Origin of the sequence: Labrenzia sp. OB1, assembly GCF_001624695.1 — a bacterium.
Lineage (GTDB): Bacteria > Pseudomonadota > Alphaproteobacteria > Rhizobiales > Stappiaceae > Roseibium.
In genome coordinates this window covers 38,317-59,201 of the sequence record NZ_JSEP01000019.1, presented here as the reverse complement: position 1 = coordinate 59,201, position 20,885 = coordinate 38,317, and the positions used below count along the sequence as shown (strand labels likewise).

14 protein-coding genes are annotated in these 20,885 nt (G+C 59.4%); 6 read left to right on the top strand and 8 right to left on the bottom strand.

Annotated elements, in window-relative coordinates; all coding sequences use genetic code 11:
- Positions 1 to 25: 25 nt before the first annotated feature.
- From tssG to OA90_RS21275, 8 genes are all read right to left on the bottom strand, one after another.
- Positions 26 to 1,606, bottom strand: coding sequence for a type VI secretion system baseplate subunit TssG (tssG, locus tag OA90_RS21310; RefSeq protein ID WP_068417200.1), 1,581 nt, complete (start codon positions 1,604 to 1,606; stop codon positions 26 to 28).
- Complete coding sequence (gene tssF, locus OA90_RS21305) at positions 1,603 to 3,600, bottom strand: type VI secretion system baseplate subunit TssF (RefSeq protein WP_068417197.1); 1,998 nt, start codon at positions 3,598 to 3,600, stop codon at positions 1,603 to 1,605. Before tssF ends, tssG begins: the two co-directional genes overlap by 4 nt.
- Positions 3,597 to 4,148 (bottom strand): type VI secretion system baseplate subunit TssE, encoded by a 552-nt coding sequence (tssE, locus tag OA90_RS21300; RefSeq protein WP_068417195.1) that lies wholly within the window; start codon positions 4,146 to 4,148, stop codon positions 3,597 to 3,599. The genes tssF and tssE overlap by 4 nt, the downstream gene beginning before the upstream one ends.
- Before the next feature lie 142 nt (positions 4,149 to 4,290).
- Positions 4,291 to 4,776 carry a type VI secretion system tube protein Hcp gene (locus OA90_RS21295; RefSeq protein ID WP_068417192.1) on the bottom strand — a complete coding sequence of 162 codons (486 nt, stop codon included), beginning with the start codon at positions 4,774 to 4,776 and terminating at the stop codon, positions 4,291 to 4,293.
- Between the two features lie 205 nt (positions 4,777 to 4,981).
- On the bottom strand, positions 4,982 to 6,505 hold the full coding sequence (gene tssC, locus OA90_RS21290) for a type VI secretion system contractile sheath large subunit (RefSeq protein ID WP_068417190.1): 1,524 nt from the start codon (positions 6,503 to 6,505) through the stop codon (positions 4,982 to 4,984).
- Positions 6,506 to 7,060, bottom strand: a complete 555-nt coding sequence (gene tssB, locus OA90_RS21285; protein ID WP_068417187.1) for a type VI secretion system contractile sheath small subunit — start codon at positions 7,058 to 7,060, stop codon at positions 6,506 to 6,508.
- 292 nt (positions 7,061 to 7,352) lie between these two features.
- Entirely contained in the window at positions 7,353 to 8,639 is a 1,287-nt protein-coding gene (locus tag OA90_RS21280) for a type VI secretion system ImpA family N-terminal domain-containing protein (RefSeq protein WP_068417184.1), read from the bottom strand.
- Positions 8,640 to 8,712: 73 nt separating this feature from the next.
- On the bottom strand, positions 8,713 to 9,393 hold the full coding sequence (locus OA90_RS21275; RefSeq protein WP_068417183.1) for an OmpA family protein: 681 nt from the start codon (positions 9,391 to 9,393) through the stop codon (positions 8,713 to 8,715).
- 388 nt (positions 9,394 to 9,781) lie between these two features.
- On the opposite strand from OA90_RS21275, the gene tssI reads away from it, so the two are divergent.
- The 6 genes from tssI (at position 9,782) to tssM (ending at position 20,788) form a co-directional block, all read left to right on the top strand.
- Positions 9,782 to 11,611 carry a type VI secretion system tip protein TssI/VgrG gene (gene tssI / locus OA90_RS21270; protein ID WP_199823798.1) on the top strand — a complete coding sequence of 610 codons (1,830 nt, stop codon included), beginning with the start codon at positions 9,782 to 9,784 and terminating at the stop codon, positions 11,609 to 11,611.
- Positions 11,612 to 11,675: 64 nt separating this feature from the next.
- The gene (locus OA90_RS21265; RefSeq protein ID WP_068417176.1) at positions 11,676 to 12,272 is read left to right on the top strand and encodes a hypothetical protein; all 597 of its coding nucleotides are present in this window, start codon (positions 11,676 to 11,678) and stop codon (positions 12,270 to 12,272) included.
- Positions 12,273 to 12,294: 22 nt separating this feature from the next.
- Complete coding sequence (tagH, locus tag OA90_RS21260) at positions 12,295 to 14,094, top strand: type VI secretion system-associated FHA domain protein TagH (protein WP_068417174.1); 1,800 nt, start codon at positions 12,295 to 12,297, stop codon at positions 14,092 to 14,094.
- A gap of 60 nt (positions 14,095 to 14,154) precedes the next feature.
- Positions 14,155 to 15,489, top strand: coding sequence for a type VI secretion system baseplate subunit TssK (gene tssK / locus OA90_RS21255; RefSeq protein WP_068417172.1), 1,335 nt, complete (start codon positions 14,155 to 14,157; stop codon positions 15,487 to 15,489).
- The gene (gene icmH / locus OA90_RS21250; protein ID WP_068417169.1) at positions 15,489 to 17,096 is read left to right on the top strand and encodes a type IVB secretion system protein IcmH/DotU; all 1,608 of its coding nucleotides are present in this window, start codon (positions 15,489 to 15,491) and stop codon (positions 17,094 to 17,096) included. The genes tssK and icmH overlap by 1 nt, the downstream gene beginning before the upstream one ends.
- A gap of 38 nt (positions 17,097 to 17,134) precedes the next feature.
- Complete coding sequence (gene tssM / locus OA90_RS21245) at positions 17,135 to 20,788, top strand: type VI secretion system membrane subunit TssM (protein ID WP_068417166.1); 3,654 nt, start codon at positions 17,135 to 17,137, stop codon at positions 20,786 to 20,788.
- Positions 20,789 to 20,885 lie beyond the last annotated feature (97 nt).

Genomic DNA, 20,885 nt, shown 5'->3' with positions numbered 1-20,885 from the left:
GGTACCGGCCTTTCAAATTTGAGACCTATTGATAAACAGTGGTGTGGCGGCGCACGGGCCTGAAACGGGTATCGGTCAGCATGTCCTCACCCTCTTCCTCCACGTCCTCTTCTTCCGCGGCCGTCGCGGCAGGCGGTTTCAGCCAGCCGATATGTCCAAGCGTCGCCGAGTTGCTGCGATTCATGTGCACCGACGAGGCACAGCGTCTGGGAAGGGCGAGTTCAATTTCGTATTCGATCTCGAGACCCAGGTAGAAATCGATGAGATCGAACAGTTTTTCGGTCCACGGATTGGGCTTTGTTCGTGTCGGCGGCAGAAACTTGCGATATTCGTCGAGTGAACGGGTGAAGATGCGGATGCGGATCTTGTCGCTGACGCTGTAGACCCGGGCGCCGACAATCGTGTCCGCCCCCAACCGGCCCGCACCACCGGGACCGAGGCCGCCAAGGCTGAGCTGGTCATCGCTGTCCAGATGCAGCCATGTTCCGACGCACTGGTCGATTTCCACCCTGACCCCGAAGACACCGGTGATCAGACCCTTCAGACGAGCCGCACTTTTCGTCTTGGGCGACATCAGGCCCGTGTAAAGCAGCTTCAGACGATCGTCGATCCGGTCCAGGTCGCGGTAGATGGGCGCCCCGAGCCCGATGGACGAGCCGATGTAGGCCAGAAAACGGTCATCATCCGGCCGGTCGTGTTGAACGATCGGCCTTGCGTCCGCCCAGGCGCGATAAAAGAACTGGATGAAACGGTTGTTGAAGACATCCAGGAACCTCGGGAATTCGTCATTCCCGCGCAGCCCCGACATGATGGCTTCATCTGTATATGGACCGGGAAGAGCACCTTGAGGGCCGAGCAGTCCGAGGAAACGTTCCAGCAGGACAAGACCGCCGGCTCCATCACGGCTGGCCCGCTCGATCGTTGAGGTTGCGAATTCGCTGGACGGGTCCTGGCCGAAGCGAACGATGTCCTCCATGAGGCGGCGGCTCTTGCCGATCCGTGGGGGAGCGGGTTCTTCCGTCTTTTTGGGCCCGTCGAGACCCGGAGCTTTCGCGCCCGGAGCGGTTTGCCCCTCCAGCATACGAAGAACCGCCAGAAGATCGTGTCCGCCCGGGTGTTTTTCTATCCGGTCACTCAGGGCAGCCAGCAGCGAGGCATATTGCTGCTGAACGGGAACTTCGATCCTCGGCTCGGCGGGAGGCGAAATTTCTTCGTCCGGTTCCCCTTGCTGCTCGTCCGCCGAAGGGCGCTCGGAACCGGCAGCTCGATCCTCGGGCGGAGCTTGTACGCCTTCCGGGCCGGGTGCCTGTTCTGGCACTGGATCTGGCACTGGATTTGGATCTTCAGGAAGAGTTTCGGCACGCGCTTCTATCGTTCGCGATTTGATCGCCTCTTCGGGGGTGGGGCCAGGGTCTTTCTCTGGCGGTGCATCGTCCCGAGCTCCGGTCTCAATTGCCTCTGGCTCTTCTTCGGCAGTTTCAGTCTCCGCATCCGGCCAGATCGCCGGTGCGCCACCGCCGATCTGCAGCACCGTCTTGTCCCGCGCCGAGACCCTGTCCGGAAGCTCCGGCGCCAATTCCTGGTCCTTGTCGTCCGCGCCGCTCATAGGATCCCTTGTGCCCCGATCCTTGGCGGCCACTTCATGATCGTTCCCCGCTCAGTCGTGGCGATCACGCATTGGGTAAAGTGATTGATGGAGGCGTATTCCGCGATGAACCTGTCCAGCACCGCCCCCATCAGGAAGGCGCTTGTGCCTTCAAACGCCTTGTCATCGAGCGTTATGGTGACCTCAAGTCCTCTGGCGACGCCTGTGCCGGATTTCTGCTGCAGTCTGCGGACCACAGGTCGGGTCGAGACGGACCGCACGGACTGAGCCTGCCGGTCCGCCGAATTGTCGGAAAGGGGAGCGAACACACTCAGTATGTCGCGAAAGGACCGGCCGTCTTCACCGGCGGCGTCGTGAACCAGACCGGTATGGTTGAGGGCGAGAATATTGATCAGACGCCACGCGATAGCCCCCGTGTGGCCCTCCTCGCCGAGCCTTTCGTTATAGGACAGGAGCGGTGGTCTCGGCGCGGTCGGTCCGGCGACACATTCGACCTTGAGGCCGATATCTTCGAGCACCCGGAAATCGCCGACATCGGACTTGTCCGGATTACTCCCGACGGGGAGATCGGCTGCCAGGGCCCGGTTGGAGGCCATCACTTTCAGGGAGAGTTCCGCAAGCCGCTTGTCGCCGCTCTGGAGCAGGGCGGCGGCCTGGGCACCGCTGGAAATCGAAACGAAGGTCTCGGTGCCGATATAGGAACTCGGCTGCATGCGCCGCAATTCCGACGAGGATTGGCGGCGCGGCATCCGGCGAATGGTGTAGAACCACTCATGGCCGGCTTTTTCGGTATCCGGCGCAACGCTGTAGAGCGGCTCGACGGCTCTTTTCTCGCCACCGGAAAAATGCGCGTTGACCTCAGTCACGGAGTGTATCTCGTAGTCGAGCGGCCGGGTTCGGTCCGCGATCACCGCGAATTCATGCTGTCCCTTCTTGATCGGCACCCTGTCGGTCTGGCGCTCGAACAGGTTGACCGCAGGCGCTGAATGCAGGGAGAAAATCTTGCGCTCGACATGAGCCGCCAGCCGGGTCTCGGTTTCGTCGAATACAAACACCAGATCGAACGACTTCGCCTTCACCCTGTCGAGGTGACGGCGGAGGCCCGTCAGGCGGAAGCCGAGGAAGCTGCGGGGAAAATTGAAATAGTCGCGCAGATAGTCAAAGCCGGTGAACATTCTGCGATCATTGCGAAGCAGGGCGTCTTCCTCGTCGAACCCGAGCTGCCGGATGGCATCGACCGGCATACGTTGAAGGGAGACCTGTCCGTAGGCGTCTTCGGTTCTGAGATAAAGTGCGATCGTATGACCGAAGATCTGTTCATAGACCTTGGCCGCAAGGTCGACAGGACCGATCAGCCTGACAGGAAGTTCATCGATCCGGCAACCGGCCACCTGGTATTCCGGCTTCTTGAGCGCGTCGTCGGCGGAGACTTCGTTTTCGGGATCTTCGGACATCCGGTGGGTAAACGTGATCGACAGCCCCGCTCTTGCCCGCTTGTCTTCGGCCATATCCGCGCCGAGCCCGGAGATCTGGGCCGCCGAGCTCAGGTAACGGGCCGTTGTCAGTTCCAGCGGTGTCAGGGTAATTGGTGCGGAAAGCGTGAAGCGGCAGCGCACTTCGCCGCTGCGCTCGCGAAAGACCGCTTCCATGGGCGCATGACGGTTGATCTTGATGCCGTTGCGCAAATTCGCATCGCCGTATTTCGGCGTGACCCGGGCAAGCACCATGGACGGAATCGGCGCCAGAGCCGAGGGATAAAGCTGTTCGAAAAGATTGGACGTGAATTCGGAAAACTCATGCTTCATCTTCAACTGGACGCGCGCCGCAAGGAAGGCGGCGCCTTCCAGCAGGCCGGAGAGCATGGGGTCGGAGCGATCTTCCAGAAGACCGCCAAGGCGTTCGGCCACGGCGGGATAGGATTCGGCAAACGCCGACCCCTGTTCGCGCAGATAGGTGAGTTCCTGATTGTAGAGGTCGAGAAATTCCCGGTTCATCCCGTCGCTCCGACTATCTTGATGCGGCCGAGGGCGGGATCGACGTCGGCAATGAATTCAGTTCCGATCCGCACCGGATCGCAACGGATTTCCGCCTTGATCAGAAAACGCACCTTGAAGGTATCGCTGACGGCGTCCATGTCGCGAATAACCTGGAGTGTGCGCGGGTCCATGCGCGGCTCGAAGCGGATCAGGGCTTCGCGGATATCGTCCGCAAGCCTGTCGATCCGGACCGTGTCGACGATATGCACCGAAAGGTCAGGCAGTCCGTAATTGATAATGGAGGTGGTGACTTCGGGAAACTCGGACAGATCCTGGGTGGAGTTCAGGTTCACTGTGTTCAAGAGCGATTGCAGGTCACGCCGGACTTCCGAGATAAGCGTTTGTTCGGTAACTCCGTAGGACCGCGACAAACGTCGGCCGGATCTGATTTTTTGACCATCCGCAGGGTTTTTCTGTCGGGCTTGTGCAGCCTTGTAGTCCGGGTCTTCCATCGCCCTGAATGCCCACATCAGGGGGGCATGCATTTTCACACTCGATTTAGCCATTGGCCATGCCCACGCTGATTGCGTCCCAAGGAATCTGTTCTGTCAGGCTGCTGCTGCGGCCTTGACCGAAAACCCGGCAGCCCCGCATTCATAAAAACAGGCTGCCGCACCAGGAGCGCGGCAGCCATTCGGGCAGAAGCCCTTATTTCTTTTCGTTTGCCGCGATGTCCCAGGCAAACTCCGGAGCCGCGCCCTTCGAGCCGTCCGGCTTCTGTTCGGTGTAGATGTATTTGTACTCACCGAAGTTCAGCGTGACGCTCTCCGTGATGCGGTCGTCAGAGCCGCTGCCACCAGTCGAGACATTGGTAACGATAATGTCTTTCATCTCGATCTTGATATATTCCAGCGGGCTGTCGCCAGCGGCCTTGCGCACAAACATCGTACCTTTCGTGATGTGCTTGCCGGTGGACACATGCTGGAGCAATACCGGGGTCGATTTATCGACAAATTTGGTGATGCTCAGATCCTGAAAGTGAGCCTTCCCGGAACCGGAACCGGCGCCCATATGCGTGGTGCCGGATTGGGACGCGCCCCACGACCAGGACAGGACGTCAATCTTGTCCTTGTGGGTCTTGTCCTGTGCTTCGCCTTTGATGCCTTCAAGCTCGAGAAAAAAATCGACAGCCATTTTAATAGATCCTCTTGGTTGTTGACGGCCAGGAAATTCGGTCTGGCACTAAGTCTGCTATTTCTGACAACTACCTCGGACCTCACGGTCCAAACCCCTGAGCCGTATGTGGCCCGTTTGCACCTCCACCCGGTGAAATGACCGGGTTGCATCCGTAAGGATGCTTGCCAGCGGGCAGACGCCCGCCCGCCGGCAGTTGCTTCAATCAGCTTCCGTCCTGCGGAATACGGGAAGCCAGGCTCATGCCGATATCCATGCCTTCCAGCTGATAATGGGGACGCAGGAAGAACTGGGCTCTGTAGTAGCCGGGGTTTTCCTCGTCCGCGACGATAGTGACCTTGGCTTCCCGAAGCGGTTTGCGCGCCTTGGTTTCCTCGGTCGAATTGTCCGGATCTCCATCGACATAGTCCATGATCCAGTCGTTCAACCACCGCTGCAGTTGCGCCGATTCCTTGGTGGAGCCGATCTTGTTGCGCACCATCACCTTGAGGTAGTGGGCGAAACGTGTGGTCGCGAACATGTAGGGCAGACGGGCGGACAGATTGTCGGACGCGGTTGCATCCTTGCCGTCCGGACCTGAGAACTGTCTGGGTTTGAAAACCGACTGGGCACCCAGGAAGGCAGCCTGGTCGGTATTCTTGCGATGGATGAGCGGGATCAGACCCAGGCGGGAAATCTCATGTTCCCGCCGATCGGAAACGGCGATTTCCGCAGGGCATTTCTGATCGACGCCGCCGTCGTCGGTTTCGAAAACGTGGGTCGGAAGTTCCTCGACCAGCCCGCCGCTTTCCACGCCGCGAATGCGGACGGTCCAGCCGAATTCCTTATAGGCCTTGTTGATATTCGAGGCCATGGCATAGGCGGAATTCATCCAGGAGTAGTTGTCGTGGCTGTCCTCGCCGAATTCCTCTTCGAAAGCGAATTCCTCGACCGGATCGGACTTGGCGCCGTAAGGCTGGCGGGCAAGCACGCGCGGCATGGTCAGACCCAGATAGCGGGCATCTTCCGATTCCCTCAAGGTGCGCCACTGTGCATGAAGTTCCGTGTCGAAGATCTTTGACAGGTCACGCTTGGCCGGAAGTTCCGTCCAGCTGTCCATCTGCATGAGCTGCGGATCGGCGGCTGCAAGGAACGGGGCATGCGCCGCCGATGCGATCTTCGCCATTCCACGCAGGATGGTGATGTCCTGTGCTTCGTGGGAGAACTCGTAGTCGCCGACGAGACAACCGTAGGGCTGACCGCCGAGCTGGCCGAATTCCGCTTCGTAGATCTGCTTGAACAGCGGGCTCTGGTCCCACTTCGCACCGCGATAGCTCTTGAGGACGCCGGCCAGCTCTTTCTTCGAGATGTTGAGAAACCTGAGTTTCAACGAGGCGTCGGTTTCCGACTGGTGGACAAGATAGTCCAGCCCTCGCCAGGCGCTTTCCAGCGTCTGGAATTCCTCGGCGTGAATGATCTCGTTCACTTGGGACGTAAGCTTCTCGTCAAGCTTGGCGATCATCTCGTCGATGGTGTCGTAGACATCGTCCTTGATGAGCCCCTGATCGGACAGGGCTTCCGAGAGGAACGTGGACATCGCGTTGTCGACGAGCGCGTTGGCCGTGTCGTTTTCGGTCTTGATGCGGAAGTTCTGCTTCAAGATAGAGGCAAATTCTTCGGGGCTTTTTTCACCCGCAGCTTCGCCGGCCGTTGCACCGCTTGTCTGGGCACTGGTTTCCGTGTTGCTCATTTAAGCCTCCTCTGTCCCGCTGCCGTCTTTCGCATCGCCATCGGCCTGCGTTTTCTCGGCATCGATTTGCTGAGCAAGAGCCGCCATCAGAGCCGGATCCCGTGTCAGTTCCTCAAGCTGGCTGATGGCCTGCACGCGGCCGTCCATCATGGTTCGCAGGGCGGCGAGGCTGCGGCGCGCATCCAGGAGCTTTTTCAGGGCAGGAACCTGTTCAGCGACCTTGCCTGGTGTGAAATCGTCCATGCTCTTGAAGCGGAGCTGGACGCTCAGCTTGGAGTTATCTTCGCCTGAAAGCTTGTCCTTTACCGTGAAGGTCGTGCCCGGCTCGATGGCTTCCATGCGCTTGGTGAAATTGTCCATGTCGATATCGAGAAGTTTGCGATCGTCGATATCCTGCTTTTCCACTCCGGGGCTATCGCCCGAAAGGTCGGCCATGATGCCCATGACGAAGGGCAGTTCGACCTTCTGTTCCGCGTCGAACGGATCCTCGTAAAAAATATGGACGCGAGGGGGCCGGTTGCGCTTGATGAAGCTTTGCCCACTATTGGATGCCATTGTACTTGCCTTTCGTTTCACTGACCCGGTTTAGGCGAGGTCAAATTTAGTCAGATACTCACGCAGGGCATTTTGGTTTGTGTTTTTCGAATCTGCGTTTCGTCTTGTTGCTAACTATGTAAATCGTTTGTCTGGTGCGGGGTGTGACGACAGTCACACGATCGCCGCTTTAATTACTTTGTCAAATATGCAGGACCCGAATATTGAGGACCCATAGGCTCTTTGTGTCAAGAAATAAGCACTGAAACGCTAGGGAAGCGGGCCGTGGTCGCGTTTTCTCCTTTTCTCGCGGTCATTCTTCTTCCGGTCTGAGAAACAGGTTGAGCAGGCCCGTGAAAGAACCGGAACTCATGTTCTGCGCCTCATCCAGCAGAAGAGGGATGGGGCTTGTGGGTTCGTTGGCGGAATAATAGCCCTTGACCGAACCGATGGCCTTCATCGCATCGTTGCGGTTTTCGATGACCATCACCGAAAACCCTTCGATATCGTCGATTTCCCGGTTTTCGCCGTCGTTGAGATCCAGCAGTCTGTCGTTTGAAAGCTGAAGTCCGCTCGTCCCGAGGACCAGCGTGACATCGTCGAACCTGCGTGGCATCAGGATCTTCAGCGCATCGAGATAGGATTTTCCGACGAGGCCCCGCGCTTCACGCACGAGAAAGAGCGCCGGATGCGACGGTTCGCGGGAGGCGAAATAGTCTTCAACCGCGTCCAGGATCAGTTTCGATTGGGCCGCATTGCGGATTTCCGATTGCGATGCCTGGTTTGCCGGAACAGCGTCGGCATCTTCCTGGCCGCTTTCATCATCGCCGGACGCGTCACCTGCCTCTTCCGTCATACGTCCGAGGCGGGTGTTCAGCTCCTTGTACATGTCCTGCAGGAGCGTGGCGATTTCTTCATAGACCGGCGGGGCGGCCTTGGCGCCGCTTTGCTGGAGCTTTTCCGTACATATGTCGGTGATCGCACGAAGTTCGCCGGGCAGTTCAGCCAGATCCTTCAGAACTTCGTCAATATCTTCCTGCTCCAGTTCGCCGGAAGTGAGTGCGGCATCGATCGCTCCGAGTGAGACCGTGTGTTCGTCCGGCCTCGCGGTGGCGGTTCCTGACGCAATCTGTATCGTGCGAAAACTGATCGGCCCCGCCCGGCGGGTTCTGACCAGCGCAGCGGCTTCAAGAGGCAGCAAGACGGTCGGACGGTTGTTGAGCGCTTCGAGCGCGCCCATCCGTTCCATATGACCGAAGTCGGCATCTGAGGGATGCACTTCCTCCCAGTAATTTTCAAGCAGCCGGCGGATAATCCTCACTGAATTGGCGAACAGGTTGATCTGGCCGTTGAGAAGACCGAACTGGCCTAGCAGAACGAGCAGTCTGACGTCCCGGGATTGCTTTAAAAAGCCATCCATCTGTTTGAAAAGGTCGGTGAATTCGATCTCGGAACGGTCGAATTCGCTAAACCGTTCCGGCAGCATTTCCTCGCATGAATCCAGGAGCGCGGCAAAAGCGGGCTCGGAGTCATAAAGATCCGGCCCGCAACCTGCGCCGGGCGTAATCTCCGTACCGTATGTATCGGGATCGAAACTCATGCACCCTCCCGGCGCGGATAAAAAGGCTTCAGCCGGCCGTCAGAGCAGGCTGAAGACAAACTGACAAACAGATCTATTCAAGCACCAGCTTGCTTTCCACCCGGCGGTTGGACGGGTCGTTGACATCGGCAACCTTGGGCCGGGTCTTTCCGTAACCAACCGTCTTCAGACGATCCCGTCCGACACCGAGCGACACGAGAAATTCCGTTACCGCTGCGGCCCGGTCTTCCGACAGGCGCTGATTGTAAGGAGCGGATCCGATGCCGTCGGTATGTCCTTCGATGACGAAGGTGGCGCTGGAAAGCGCCGGGTCATCGATGCCCTTGGCGAATTCACGCAGGTTCACCCTGGCGGAGGGGCTGAGCCGTGCCGAGGCATATTCAAAGGATACCAGCAGGTTGAAGCCTTCGCCGATCGCCTTGGTTTCCGGATCCGCGACGAGCGCTTGCCCGTCGGTGCCGGAATCAGACGTAACGGCAACCTGGCCACCTTCCGCCTTGGCGGCATCGGGATTGCACTCATCCCGCGTCCCGATACAAAGCGCCCGGCTTGTGCCGGCCGGCTTCAGGGAACGTGTCTTGAGCTGTTTGAAGTGGCGCGTGACGTCATCGGCGGAATAGGTCGCGTCCTGGGCGGACACGGAAACGGTGGCAAGGCCGGTGAGTGCAACGGAAAGCGTTGCCGCCAGCAGAAGACGGCCAAGCCTGGAGAAACAGAATGCATTCCGGTCATGCGTAGTCAGGGGATTGGTCACGATATCAGTCCTCCTCGTGGAGTGCTTGAAGGCGTTATGGCAATGGGTTCAGAAATGCATCGTGCCAGTTTTCAAAAAATAATGGTGTGGCGAAAGTCACTAAAGTACGCTTTGATATCAGTATGTCCTATTGCGCACAATTAGCAAGAGGGCCGTTAGCGTGACTTTATCGAGGTGATTAAATAACTTACGCTGGGCCAACCTGAAATTCATGGACAATTGCGTAGGGCGTATTACAACGTTCGAACAGACAGGGTTGGCGTTTAAATCATTTGCAACAATTGTGTTATTGAGCACATTATTTTTATCGGAAACGCCTTAGGAACTGACTGAAAGCGGCAGAAATGCCGGAACCGTCAGGAACCACAGTATTTCCGAGGAGAACTTCGTGGCCCAGGGACAACTCAAGCAAGCAAACCGCATGGCCGAACTTACTTCGGTCTACGGGAAAGATGAGCTCTCGGTAATCTCCATCGAGTGTGACGAGGGCGTGAGCGAGGATTTTGAAATCCGCCTGGAGGTCATCAGCCAGCAGGAAGATCTGGATTTCGACAAGGCAATCGCCACCCATATGACGGTCAAGGTGGTCACCAACAACGGCGATAACCGGTATTTCGACGGGCTTCTCACCGACGCCAAGTGGCTCGGGCACCGCGACGCTTATTATGTCTACAGGTTGACCTTGCGCCCCTGGTTCTGGCTGCTGACCAAGAATGCGAACTGCCGGGTGTTCAAGGACAAATCAGCTCCGGACATCATTTCGGAAGTTCTTGGAGAGCATGACTTCTCCGATTTCCAGAACAAGCTGACGGAAAGCTACGATCCGATCCATTATTGCGTTCAGTATCGGGAATCCGATTATGATTTCTGCTGCCGCCTGATGGAAGAATTCGGAATTTCCTATTTCTTCGAGCATCAGCAGGGCAAGCACAAGATGGTTCTTTCGGACGCCAAGTCGTCCTACAGTCCGATAGTAGGCAATTCTACCGTTCCCTTTATCGCGCTCGGCGGCGACAGCCAGCGCGATGAAGAGCATATCTACCACTGGATCCCGAGCCGGAAATTCCGGACCGGAAAGTTCGCCGTCAACGACTACGATTTTGAAAAGCCGAGTGCCTCGCTGGAAGCGGAACGCGAAGCCGGATCCAAGTATCGGGCCGGTACGCTGGAGAATTACGATTATCCGGGCCGCTATACCGAAAAGGACAAGGGCACGAAATACAGCAATATCCGTCTGGATGCGGAGCAGGCTGCGGACAAGCGCATTCAGACGGCCGGTGAAGTTCCGCGCTTCTACGCCGGTGGTCTGTTCACGCTTAAGGATCATCCGCACGCGCCTCAGAATCGGGAATACCTGGTTGTCAGGGCAAGTCATCAGATCATAACCGAACAGTACCGGAGCGGCGGCAGCGGCGGCGCCCAGGGCGAGGCATATACGGGCACCTATGATGTTCTTGCTTCGGAAATCCCGTTCAGGACCCCGGCCACGACCCGCAAGCCGCGCATCCCTGGACCCCAGACGGCCAAAGTTGTCGGGAAGGGGGAAATCGATGTGGACGAGTACGGCCAGATCATGGTCGAATTCCACTGGGACCGAGACAAGACGCAGTCCCGCCGCGTGCGTGTCGCTCAGGTCTGGTCCGGAAAGAAGTGGGGCGGTATCTATATCCCGCGCGTCGGCCAGGAAGTGATCGTCCAGTTTCTGGAAGGTGATCCTGACAAACCGATTGTCATCGGAACGGTCTACAACGCGGAAAACATGCCACCTTACGATCTGCCCGGCGAGAAGAACAAGGCTGGCATCAAATCCGACTCCACCGAGGGCGGCGGCGGTTACAACGAATTTGTTCTGGACGACACCAAGGGTCGGGAACTTGTCGGAGTGCATGCAGAGAAGGACATGGAGACTGTGGTCGAAAATGACGACAGCCTGCATGTCAAAAACTGCCGCGATACCAAGATCGACGTGAACCGTACCGAAAATGTCGGCAACAACACGACGGAAAAGATAGGCAGAAACTGGAAAGTGACAGCCGGGAGCAAGATTGAGTTCATCTGCGGCGCCAGCAAGATCGTCATGACCCCGGCGGCGATCAAGATCGAGTCGCCCATGATCGATGTGACGGCGTCCGGCAATCTGACAGCAAAGGGCACGCTCACAAGTGTGACTGGCAGTGCGGTATTGACGGTGAAAGGCGGAATCGTTCTGATCAACTAGAAGCAGCCTGCGAGAAATGCGGCAATCGGAACAAACGTCAACAGGAAGAAACGGAGTAGAGCAGATGGGATCACGTATCCGCTTTACCAGGGCAAAGCAGGTTTTCGAGACCTATCCGGAACTGTCTGAGACGGTCAAAGAACCGGCTTCCGACATCGCACCGCAAGACTATACGCTGGAGCTTCGCGATGGCGATGCACCGCTGACCGCGCTTGCCTATTTCGCGCATCTTCTGCCGAAACGGGAATCCGTGTGGTGGGGAATGAAATGCGTAGCCGGTCTGGACGGACCCGGAACAGCCGATGACCGTCAGGTTCTGGTGCTGAGCGAAAACTGGGTGCGTGAGGGAGACGAGGAAGCCCGTGCGGCCGTTCATGCGGCGGCGGAAGCCGCCAGAACGGAGAGTGCGGCTGTGTGGATCGGTCTGGCGGCTGGCTGGTCTGGCGGATCCCTGTCGCCGAACCCGGAACACCGGGTCGAGACGCCCGATGATCTGACCGCCAAAGCGGTCAATACAGCGTTGCTGATCGCGTTCGGCGCAGTGGAGCCCGCCAATCGGGACGAAGCGCTCAATTCTTGCCTTTCCGCGGGACTTTCCTTCGCTGAAGGCGGTTCTATGCCGACGATCAGCCTCAACGGGCAGGCGCCGGCCAATTCGTAAGCAATTCGGGAGATTTGCTGGAATGCGTATCACTCTGCAGATCGAGAATGTCGATCGGCTCGAAACCGGCGGCCAGGTGTCCTACAGCTGCGCCGACCGCGGATTCGATATCGGCCGTCACGAGCATCTCGACTGGAGTCTGCCCGATCCGCACAGGGTGATATCCGGCAAGCACTGCGAAGTGCGCATCGAGGGTGGACAATTCGTTCTGCATGACATCTCCACGAACGGAACTTTCCTCAACGGCAGCCCCAATCGCATGGACAGGGCCCATGCGCTGCGGTCCGGCGACAAACTGATGATCGGTGATTACATAATCGCCGTTGCTCTGGAAGCAGGTGAAAACGCCGGGGCAGGGATGGCGGCCATGTCGCCGGCCATGCCTCATGACGACACACCGCGCTGGAACGCGCCGCAGGCCGCTGCTCCGGCTGCTCCGGATCCCGCATGGCCTTCATCCCCGTCTTCGCCGCAGCAGGCTCCCTATCCGGTTCAGGACGCCGGTGCCGGCCCCTGGGGGGGCGCGCCATCGGCAGGCATGGAGGGTCGGCACGCCCCGCCGTCCTCTGCACCCGGAGTAGGCACGCCTGCAGACGATGTCTGGAGCCAGCAGGGGCATGGCTGGGGCAGCGCCGATCCTGCGCTCTACGATCCGCAGGCGCAATTTGCCGAGCGGGAAGCCGCAAGACCCGCTCAGGCGGACCCTTTGGATCACCTGGCGGCGCAGCCCGATCTTGCACCGGCTGCTCCTGCAGCGCCGGTTCCTCTTCAATCGCCTCCGGAGGTCAGCTCCGCTTCACCGTTTCCGCCGTTAGGCGGCGGATCGGACGCCCCCGAGCAGCCGCTGTTCGGCATGCCGGATCTCGGATCGCCGGGCAACCCGGAACAGAGCGCTTCACCACCGAGCAACACACCGCCGCATCCGCAGGCGGCTTCCTCTGAAGCCGGTTCGGCATCGCCGTTTCCGGAAGCCGCCGCTTGGACAGATCCTGTACCGGCCGAACCCGCCCTGGCTGTGGAGCCCGAATTCCCGGGAGCACTGATAAACACGTCAGAGATTCCGCCGGCGGCGATTGCGGAACCGGACCCCGTGGCGGCTCAACCATCGGCGCCGCCAAAGGACGTGTCGCCCGCTGAAACCGCACCGGCAGCAGCGGCTCCCGCACCCGCACCCGGGCCCACCAACACCTCAGACGCACCCCGGCAGCCGGAGGCGGTCGCGGATTTCATCAAGGCATTCGCGCAAGGCGCGGGCATTCCGGAAACTGTGCTTCAAGGGCGCGATCCCGAGGAATTCGCCCGCGAACTCGGATCTGTTCTGCAAGGCATCACCGGCGATCTGATGGGCCTGCTGCAGGCCCGCAGCCAGGTCAAGGCGATGACGCGCAACGCCAATCGCACCTTGATCAGCCGAAGCGGCAACAACGCCCTGAAGTTCTCGCCGACCCCGCAGATGGCCCTCCAGACCATGTTTTCCAGGGAAGCGGAAGACAATGGCTACCTGCCGATGAACAAGGCGATGCAAGCCGCGTTCCGGGATATTCAGAAACACCATGTCTGGACATATTCGGCCATGCAGAAGGCCGCGGCGCGGTTTGACGATACCCTGTCGCCCAAAGCGATAGAAGCCGAGGGAAAGACAGCGAAAAGTCCGTTTGGCGGACAAAAGGCCAAACTCTGGGAGCGGATGCAGGAGCGTTGGACCTCCTTGTCGGGCGCTTATGACGATGGTCTTGTGGGTGTGTTCACCCAGTATTTTACGGAAAGCTATGAAGAATTGACGAGTGAAGATCCGGAGCAACACTCCGGGCTGATTGACTAAAAACGTATTTAAAGCCTGAAGAGCGCTACGGCGTTTCGTATGTCAAGGAGCAGTGCCTGAATGTCGTGGTATAGCAAGGTCGCATGGACCGAAGGACTGTTTTTGAGGCCACATCACCTCCAGCAGAGTGACCGCTACGCGGAGCATATGCTGGACGAGCGTGTCAGGCTCGCTTCCGCCTATCCCTGGGGCTTTTCCGATTTCGAGATCGATCAGGATGTCGGTCAGCAATGCCGCTTCGCCCTGCGCCACGGCCGGGGCATCTTTCCGGACGGCACGGTGTTCAACTTTCCGGCGGACGGCACGCCGCCGCCCGCGATCGACGTTCCCGAGGATGCCGCCGGACAGATTGTCTGGCTCGGCATTCCGGAGACGACGGTCAACGCGGTGGAAGTGTCGAACGGGCGTGAGGACGCGGCAACCCGCTATGTTCAGGGACGCGAGACGGTCATCGATTCCACTTCCGCAATCCGGCAGGAAGAGGAAATAGATGTTGCCCATCCGCGGCTGATGTATTCCATCCGCGCAACGCCGCATCCAGGTCAGGTCTGCCTGCCGGTTGCCCGGATTACCGAAATCAAGGACCGGATCATCATAACGGACGGTGCTTTCGCCCCACCGGTTCTGGCGTGTCACGTGCATCCTGTCGTGACCGGCTGGGTCGATTCCGTGATTGGCTGGGTCGAACGCAAACTCAGCGAGCTTGCCCGTTACGCGGCTGATACATCCGCCGGCGGCGGCTTGCAGAATTTCGACTACCTGACCCTGCAGTTGCTCAACCGCACCCATCCGCTGCTGATGCATCTGCGCAAGTCCGCCTATGTGCATCCCGAGCGAGTCTATTCGGAATTTCTGCAACTGGCCGGAGAACTGGCGACCTTCGCGACGGACGAACGCCGCGCCCGCAATTATCCGGTCTATGATCACGACAAGCTGCACGACATTTTCAAGCCGGTGCTGGCAGACATCCAGGCATTCCTGTCGGCAGGATACGACCGCCGTGCGATCCGCCTGCCGCTGGAACAACTGGCTCCCAACGCTTTCAAGTCAACGATTGTCGACCGCAATCTGTTCTCGCAGGCAAGCTTCGTCATAGAAGTGGCCGCCCGCCGTCCGCTTACCGAAATCCAGACCGAGTTTCCGCGCCTCTTCAAGGCCGGGCCTTTCGGTCAGATGCGCCAGATCGTCTATTCCAACCTGCCGGGCATTCCCCTGATCCATATGCCGGTTCCACCGGCGCAGATCCGTGCCCTGACGGACAGGGTTTACTTCAGGCTCGACAAGACAACGCCGCTGTGGCGCGAATTCAGCCAGGATTCGGCGATAGGGCTTCAGTTCTCCGGCAACTGGCCGGAGCTGCAGCTTGAATTCTACGCCATCCGGGAGGGTCGGTGATGGCCGACAATGACGATCCCTTTGGCGTTTCCAAGCGCAAGGGCAAAACCATCGTCCGGCCCAATCCGGGCGGCCGGTGGAGCGAAACCCAGCCCGGCGCGACCCCTCCGCAGGCGCCGGTGTCGCCGCAAAATGCACCCGGACAGCCACAGCCACCGCAGCCGCCGCAGCGCCCGGCCAGTGCACCGGACCCGTGGCAGGGCGGCGCCGGAACCGGACCGGATCCCTATGCACCGACGCCGACCGGCTATGAATACGGTCAGCAGCAGGCACCCGACCTCAGGACTCCGCCACCCGGTCAGCAACCGCCGCAGAGCCCACAGCCGCCGCACAGTGCCGGTCCCGCAGGCCCGTCCGTATCGCAGGGAGCCGGGCAATTGGCCCAGACGCCGGACATCAACCAGATCCGCGTCGCCAACCGCAATCCCATTTCCCGTGCCGCAGCGCCATTGCTTCTGTTGCTGGGGCGCCTGCATCTGACAATGACGGACGCGCAGTTCGATGCCCTGATGCGCGATGTCTACAACTCCATCAAAACTTTCGAACAGGATTTGCGCAGCGCCGGCATCACAGATGATCAGATCCGCTCAGCCGCCTACGCGCTTTGTGCCACGTCGGACGATATCGTGCAGAACATGCCATCCGCCGGACGGCACCAGTGGACGCAATATTCCATGCTGACCCAGTTCTTCGGACAGGCAACCGGCGGTGTCGAGTTCTTCCAGCTTCTGGAAAAGGCAAAGCAGGATCCAGGCCGGAATTACGGCGTTCTGGAAGTGATGCATGCCTGTCTGTCACTTGGATTTTACGGCAAATACAGGGCCATTCAGGGCGGACAGCAGGGGCTTGAGCGCGAGCGCCGGGATCTGCACGAGATCCTGAGGCGTGTCCGGCCGCGGCCGGGGGACGATCTGTCTCCCCACTGGCGTGGCCTGGAGCTCCTGCAGAAGCGAACCGGTTTTTCCGTTCCGATCTGGTCGGTTGCCGCCGTCGCGGGGGCCTTGCTGCTTGGTGGCTACGTCACCTTGATGCTGCTGCTGTCCAGTGGCAGCGAAGTCCTCGCAAGCCGGGCATCCGCCCTTTTTCCGAACGGGCCGGTTGAACTGGCGCGCGAAGGCTATCAGCCCAAACCGCCACCGCCGCCGCCACCGCCCGAAGACGCCACCATCGATACGGTTTCAGATAGGCTTGCTGGTCTGGACGGCCTGGAGATCTCGCAGGCGGGACCGGCAATCATGTTGCGCATGCGGGCCCAGTTCGACGTAGCCGCAGCCACCTTGCGGCCGGAATTCCAGCTTCTAGTCGAACAGGTGGCTCAGACGCTCGGTGACGTCGACGGGGAAATTCTCGTTGTCGGGCATACCGATAGCGACCCGATCCGCAACAATCCGCGCTTTCCGAGCAATTGGCACCTGTCCGTCGAGCGGGCGAAGTCTGTCGCGGCCGTCATGGACGCCGTCCTTCAGGCACCCGGCCGGGTGCAGGTGGAAGGACGCGGTGCGGATGAGCCGATAGCCGCCAATACCAGCCGGGAAGGCAAGGCGCTCAACCGCCGTGTCGAGGTCTTCCTGAAGCCGCCGACCAAAGGTCTGGTGATCAACAATTGAACTTCAAGGCCGGGTAACCGCAGAATAAGGCACCACAGATGAAATTCTGGCTTGGAATATCGGCAATTCTGATTGGCATTCTTGCCCTCATTGCCTTGATCTGGTTCGGCGGACCGTTTCTGGCGATTGCCGGGGTACGCCCGTTTGAACCTCTCTGGGTGCGGTTGCTTCTGTCGTTGCTCATCCTTCTGACAATCGGAGGCTGGGCCGGCTACAGGATCTACAAGCGCATCGCGGCAAACAGGGCGCTCGAACAGGAGATTCTGCAGCCGAAAGCCAGCGACGAGGACAAGGAGATCCTGTCCGAGCGCATGAAGGATGCGCTGAAAACCCTGAAAACCGCGAGCGGTGGCGGCCGAACCTATCTTTATGATCTTCCGTGGTATCTGATGATCGGTCCGCCGGGGGCGGGGAAGACGACGGCTCTGGTTCATTCCGGCCTGAAATTCGCCAACTCTCGCGGTCAGGGAGAAGCGCAGAAACTGGAAGGCCTCGGTGGCACCCGCTATTGCGACTGGTGGTTCGCGGAGAATGCTGTCCTGATCGATACGGCGGGACGCTACACCACTCAGGATTCCGATGCGGAGCATGATCGGGAAGGCTGGTTGGGGTTCCTCAAGATGTTGCGCAAGGCGCGGCCACGACAGCCGGTGAACGGCGTCATGGTGTCGATCAGCCTTGAAGACCTCATGACCTTGTCCGAAGAAGAGCTGAAGCTGCATACGGACGCCATTCGCGCACGACTGATAGAACTCTACAAAACTCTGAAAATCGATTTCCCCGTCTATGCGATCTTCACCAAGGCGGACACGATAGCCGGTTTCATGGAGTTCTTCGGCTCCTACCCGGAGAGCCGGCGCAATCTGGTCTGGGGGGCAACTTTCCAGACGCGCGAAAAGACCAAGAATATGGTCTCCGAAGTGCCGGCGGAGTTCGATCTTCTCATCGAACGGCTGAACGAGGAGATGGCCGACAGGCTGCAGGAGGAGCCGGATCCGCGGGCGCGGCTGATGCTCTATGGCTTTCCGACACAGGTCGCGGCGCTCCGGGACCGTCTGACCGGCTTTTTGAACGCCATTTTCGAGCCGAGCCGTTATTATCCGAACGCGGTGCTGCGCGGATTTTATTTCACCTCCGGCACACAGACCGGAACGGCGATCGACCGGGTCATCGGCTCCATGAGCCAGGCCTTCGGAACCGCCTATCAGGCGGCCGCCCTGTCCGGACAGGGTAAGAGCTATTTTCTCCGGGATCTTTTGACCAAGGTCATCATTGGGGAAGCTGGCTGGGTCACCCACAATCGTCAGGCGGTGCGCATGGCGACAGCCGTGCGGATCAGCGCCTATGCGGCAATCGCTCTGGTCACCATCGGCCTGGGCTCCCTCTGGACCGTCAGCTATCTCAACAATCGGGCCCTGATCGATGAGACCGCCAAGGCGGTGGCGGCCGTGCGCGCCGAAGGTGAAGGGGTTCTGGACCAGCGCGTGGTGCGTGACGACAGCCTGCGCGACACCACCTATATCCTATCGCTGCTGCGCGCGCTGCCGGCCGGTTACGACAGCCGCAACGATCCAACGCCGTTCATGGAAAAATTCGGACTCAGCCAGCGTGAACGCCTGGAGGCGGCAGGCGTGACGTCCTACCGTAGCGGTCTGGAACGTCTGCTGCGCCCGCGTCTGCTGCTCCGGATTGAAGAGCAGATGACCGATGTGCTCGACAACCGGACGGGACCGGGCGGTCAGGATATCGACGATCTCTACAATCTCACCAAGCTCTATCGCATGGTTGCCGGCGATGCGCCGGAGATCGACAGGGAGCAGATCAAGAACTCCTTCCGTGCGGATTTTCTTCAGAGTTTCCCCGGTCCCCAGGGAGAGGTCCTGCGCAACGAGCTCAATTCCCACGTCGCGGCCATGCTTGACCTCGACTTCGGCGGCAATGTTCTGACGAGCCAGCTCGACGGAGTACTGGTTGCGGAGGTTCAGCGTGAACTTGCAAGGGTCAGTGTGGCCGAACGTGGTTACGCCCTGCTGAAGTCCCGCGCGAAGGGCCTGGCGAGCGAGGACTGGGTTGCCGAACAGCGTGGCGGTCCGGATATGGAAACCGTCTTCGAAACAGAAAACGGAGATACGCTGGATACAGTCTCCGTCGACAAGTTCTTCACTTATCCCGGCTTTCACCTGACTGTCCTGCCGAACCTTGCTGGCATCAGGGAGGAACTTAAACGCGACAATTGGGTTTTCGGCGACATTGGCGAAGCCGACGCCTTTGCAGATCAGTACCAGACGCTGCCCGGAGAAATCCTGACTCTCTATACGAGAGACTTCATCGCGGCCTGGGAAGATGCACTCGGCAACCTTAAATTCAGGTCGATGCGCGACGACAAGCCGCTTTACACGGCGCTGCAGGCGGTGTCCGCACCAACATCGCCGGTTGTCCAGATCCTGGAGAGCATTCGCCGGGAAACCTTGCTGACACAGGACCTGTCAAGCGAAGGCATTGCCGGGATTGCGTCTGGAGGCAGCGCTCAGGATGCCGGCGGCGAAGCGGCTCAGAAGGTATTCCAGCGCTATGTGCTCGACTCCTCCGGCGGGCTGAAACGCATCGGCCTTGAGGCCGGGATCAAGGCGCTGGCGCCGAACGGTGTTTCCGGTGCGCTTGGCGCGGTGTCGGGCGGCGGCGGACCGGAGATTATTCCAGGCAAGGCGATCGAGGATCATTTCCGCCCCTATCACGTGCTGGTGGAAGGCGAAAACAGCCGCAAGATCGACGCGCTGCTGGTCAACTTCAAGAACATCCTCGACAACCTCCTGGTGGTTGCCAACAACCCGCTGCAGAGCGAGACGGCAAATTCAAACGTCCAGATTCAGGCCTCCCTGCTCAGGAGCAACGCCACACGGTTTCCCAATCCCTTCGACAAGCTGATCCTGCAGGCGGCCAAGGAATTCGACGAGGAATTCAAGGAGACCTCGATCACGCAGCTCAATGAAAAGCTGAAATCGCAGGTCGTCGGACAGTGCCAGGGAATCGTCGGCCGGAAGTTCCCCTTCACCAATGGCCGTTCCGAAGTGCCCATGACCGAGTTCGCAAAGCTGTTCTCGCCTTCCGGCATCATGCAGCGGTTCTTCGACGAAAACCTGAAACCCCTGGTCGACACCTCGGCGAGGCCCTGGACGTGGAAGCCGGAGGTTTCGCAATCGGACCGGTTGTCCAACGCCACCCTGCGCCAGTTCGAGCGCGCGGATCTGATCAAGCAGGCGTTCTTTCCGACCGGAAACGCCTTTCCTTCGGTCGGCCTTCAGGTGGTGCCGCGCGCCTTGTCGCAACAGGCCGACGCAGCGAGCCTGGAAGTGAACGGCAATCTGGTTCTGGTCACACGCGGACCCGGCTTCAACGCGGAGATCGAACCGCTTCCCGCGAGTTTCGATTGGCCGAGCAACACGGCCACACCAAGGGTTGTTCTGGTGATTCAGCCCGAGGTTCCCGGATACAGGTCGCGTCAGGAAATTCACGGCGACTGGGCGTTCTACAGGTTCATCCAGTCCAATCGGGTGAGTTCCGATCCGAACAAGTTTGTCATCCGGGAAACGCTTGGGGGCCGGCAGGTCGCCTTCACGATCACGCTGCGGTCGAAGCCCAATCCGTTCTTCCTGTCGGCCGTCGGGGATTTCAGCTGCCCGACGAGTTTCTAGAGCACCTTTACGAAGCACGGAGCCATTCGATGGAGTCAGATCAGCTTATCACCAAGGTGCGGCGTGCAGGGCGAAGCGATGCTTCGGACAAGCGCGT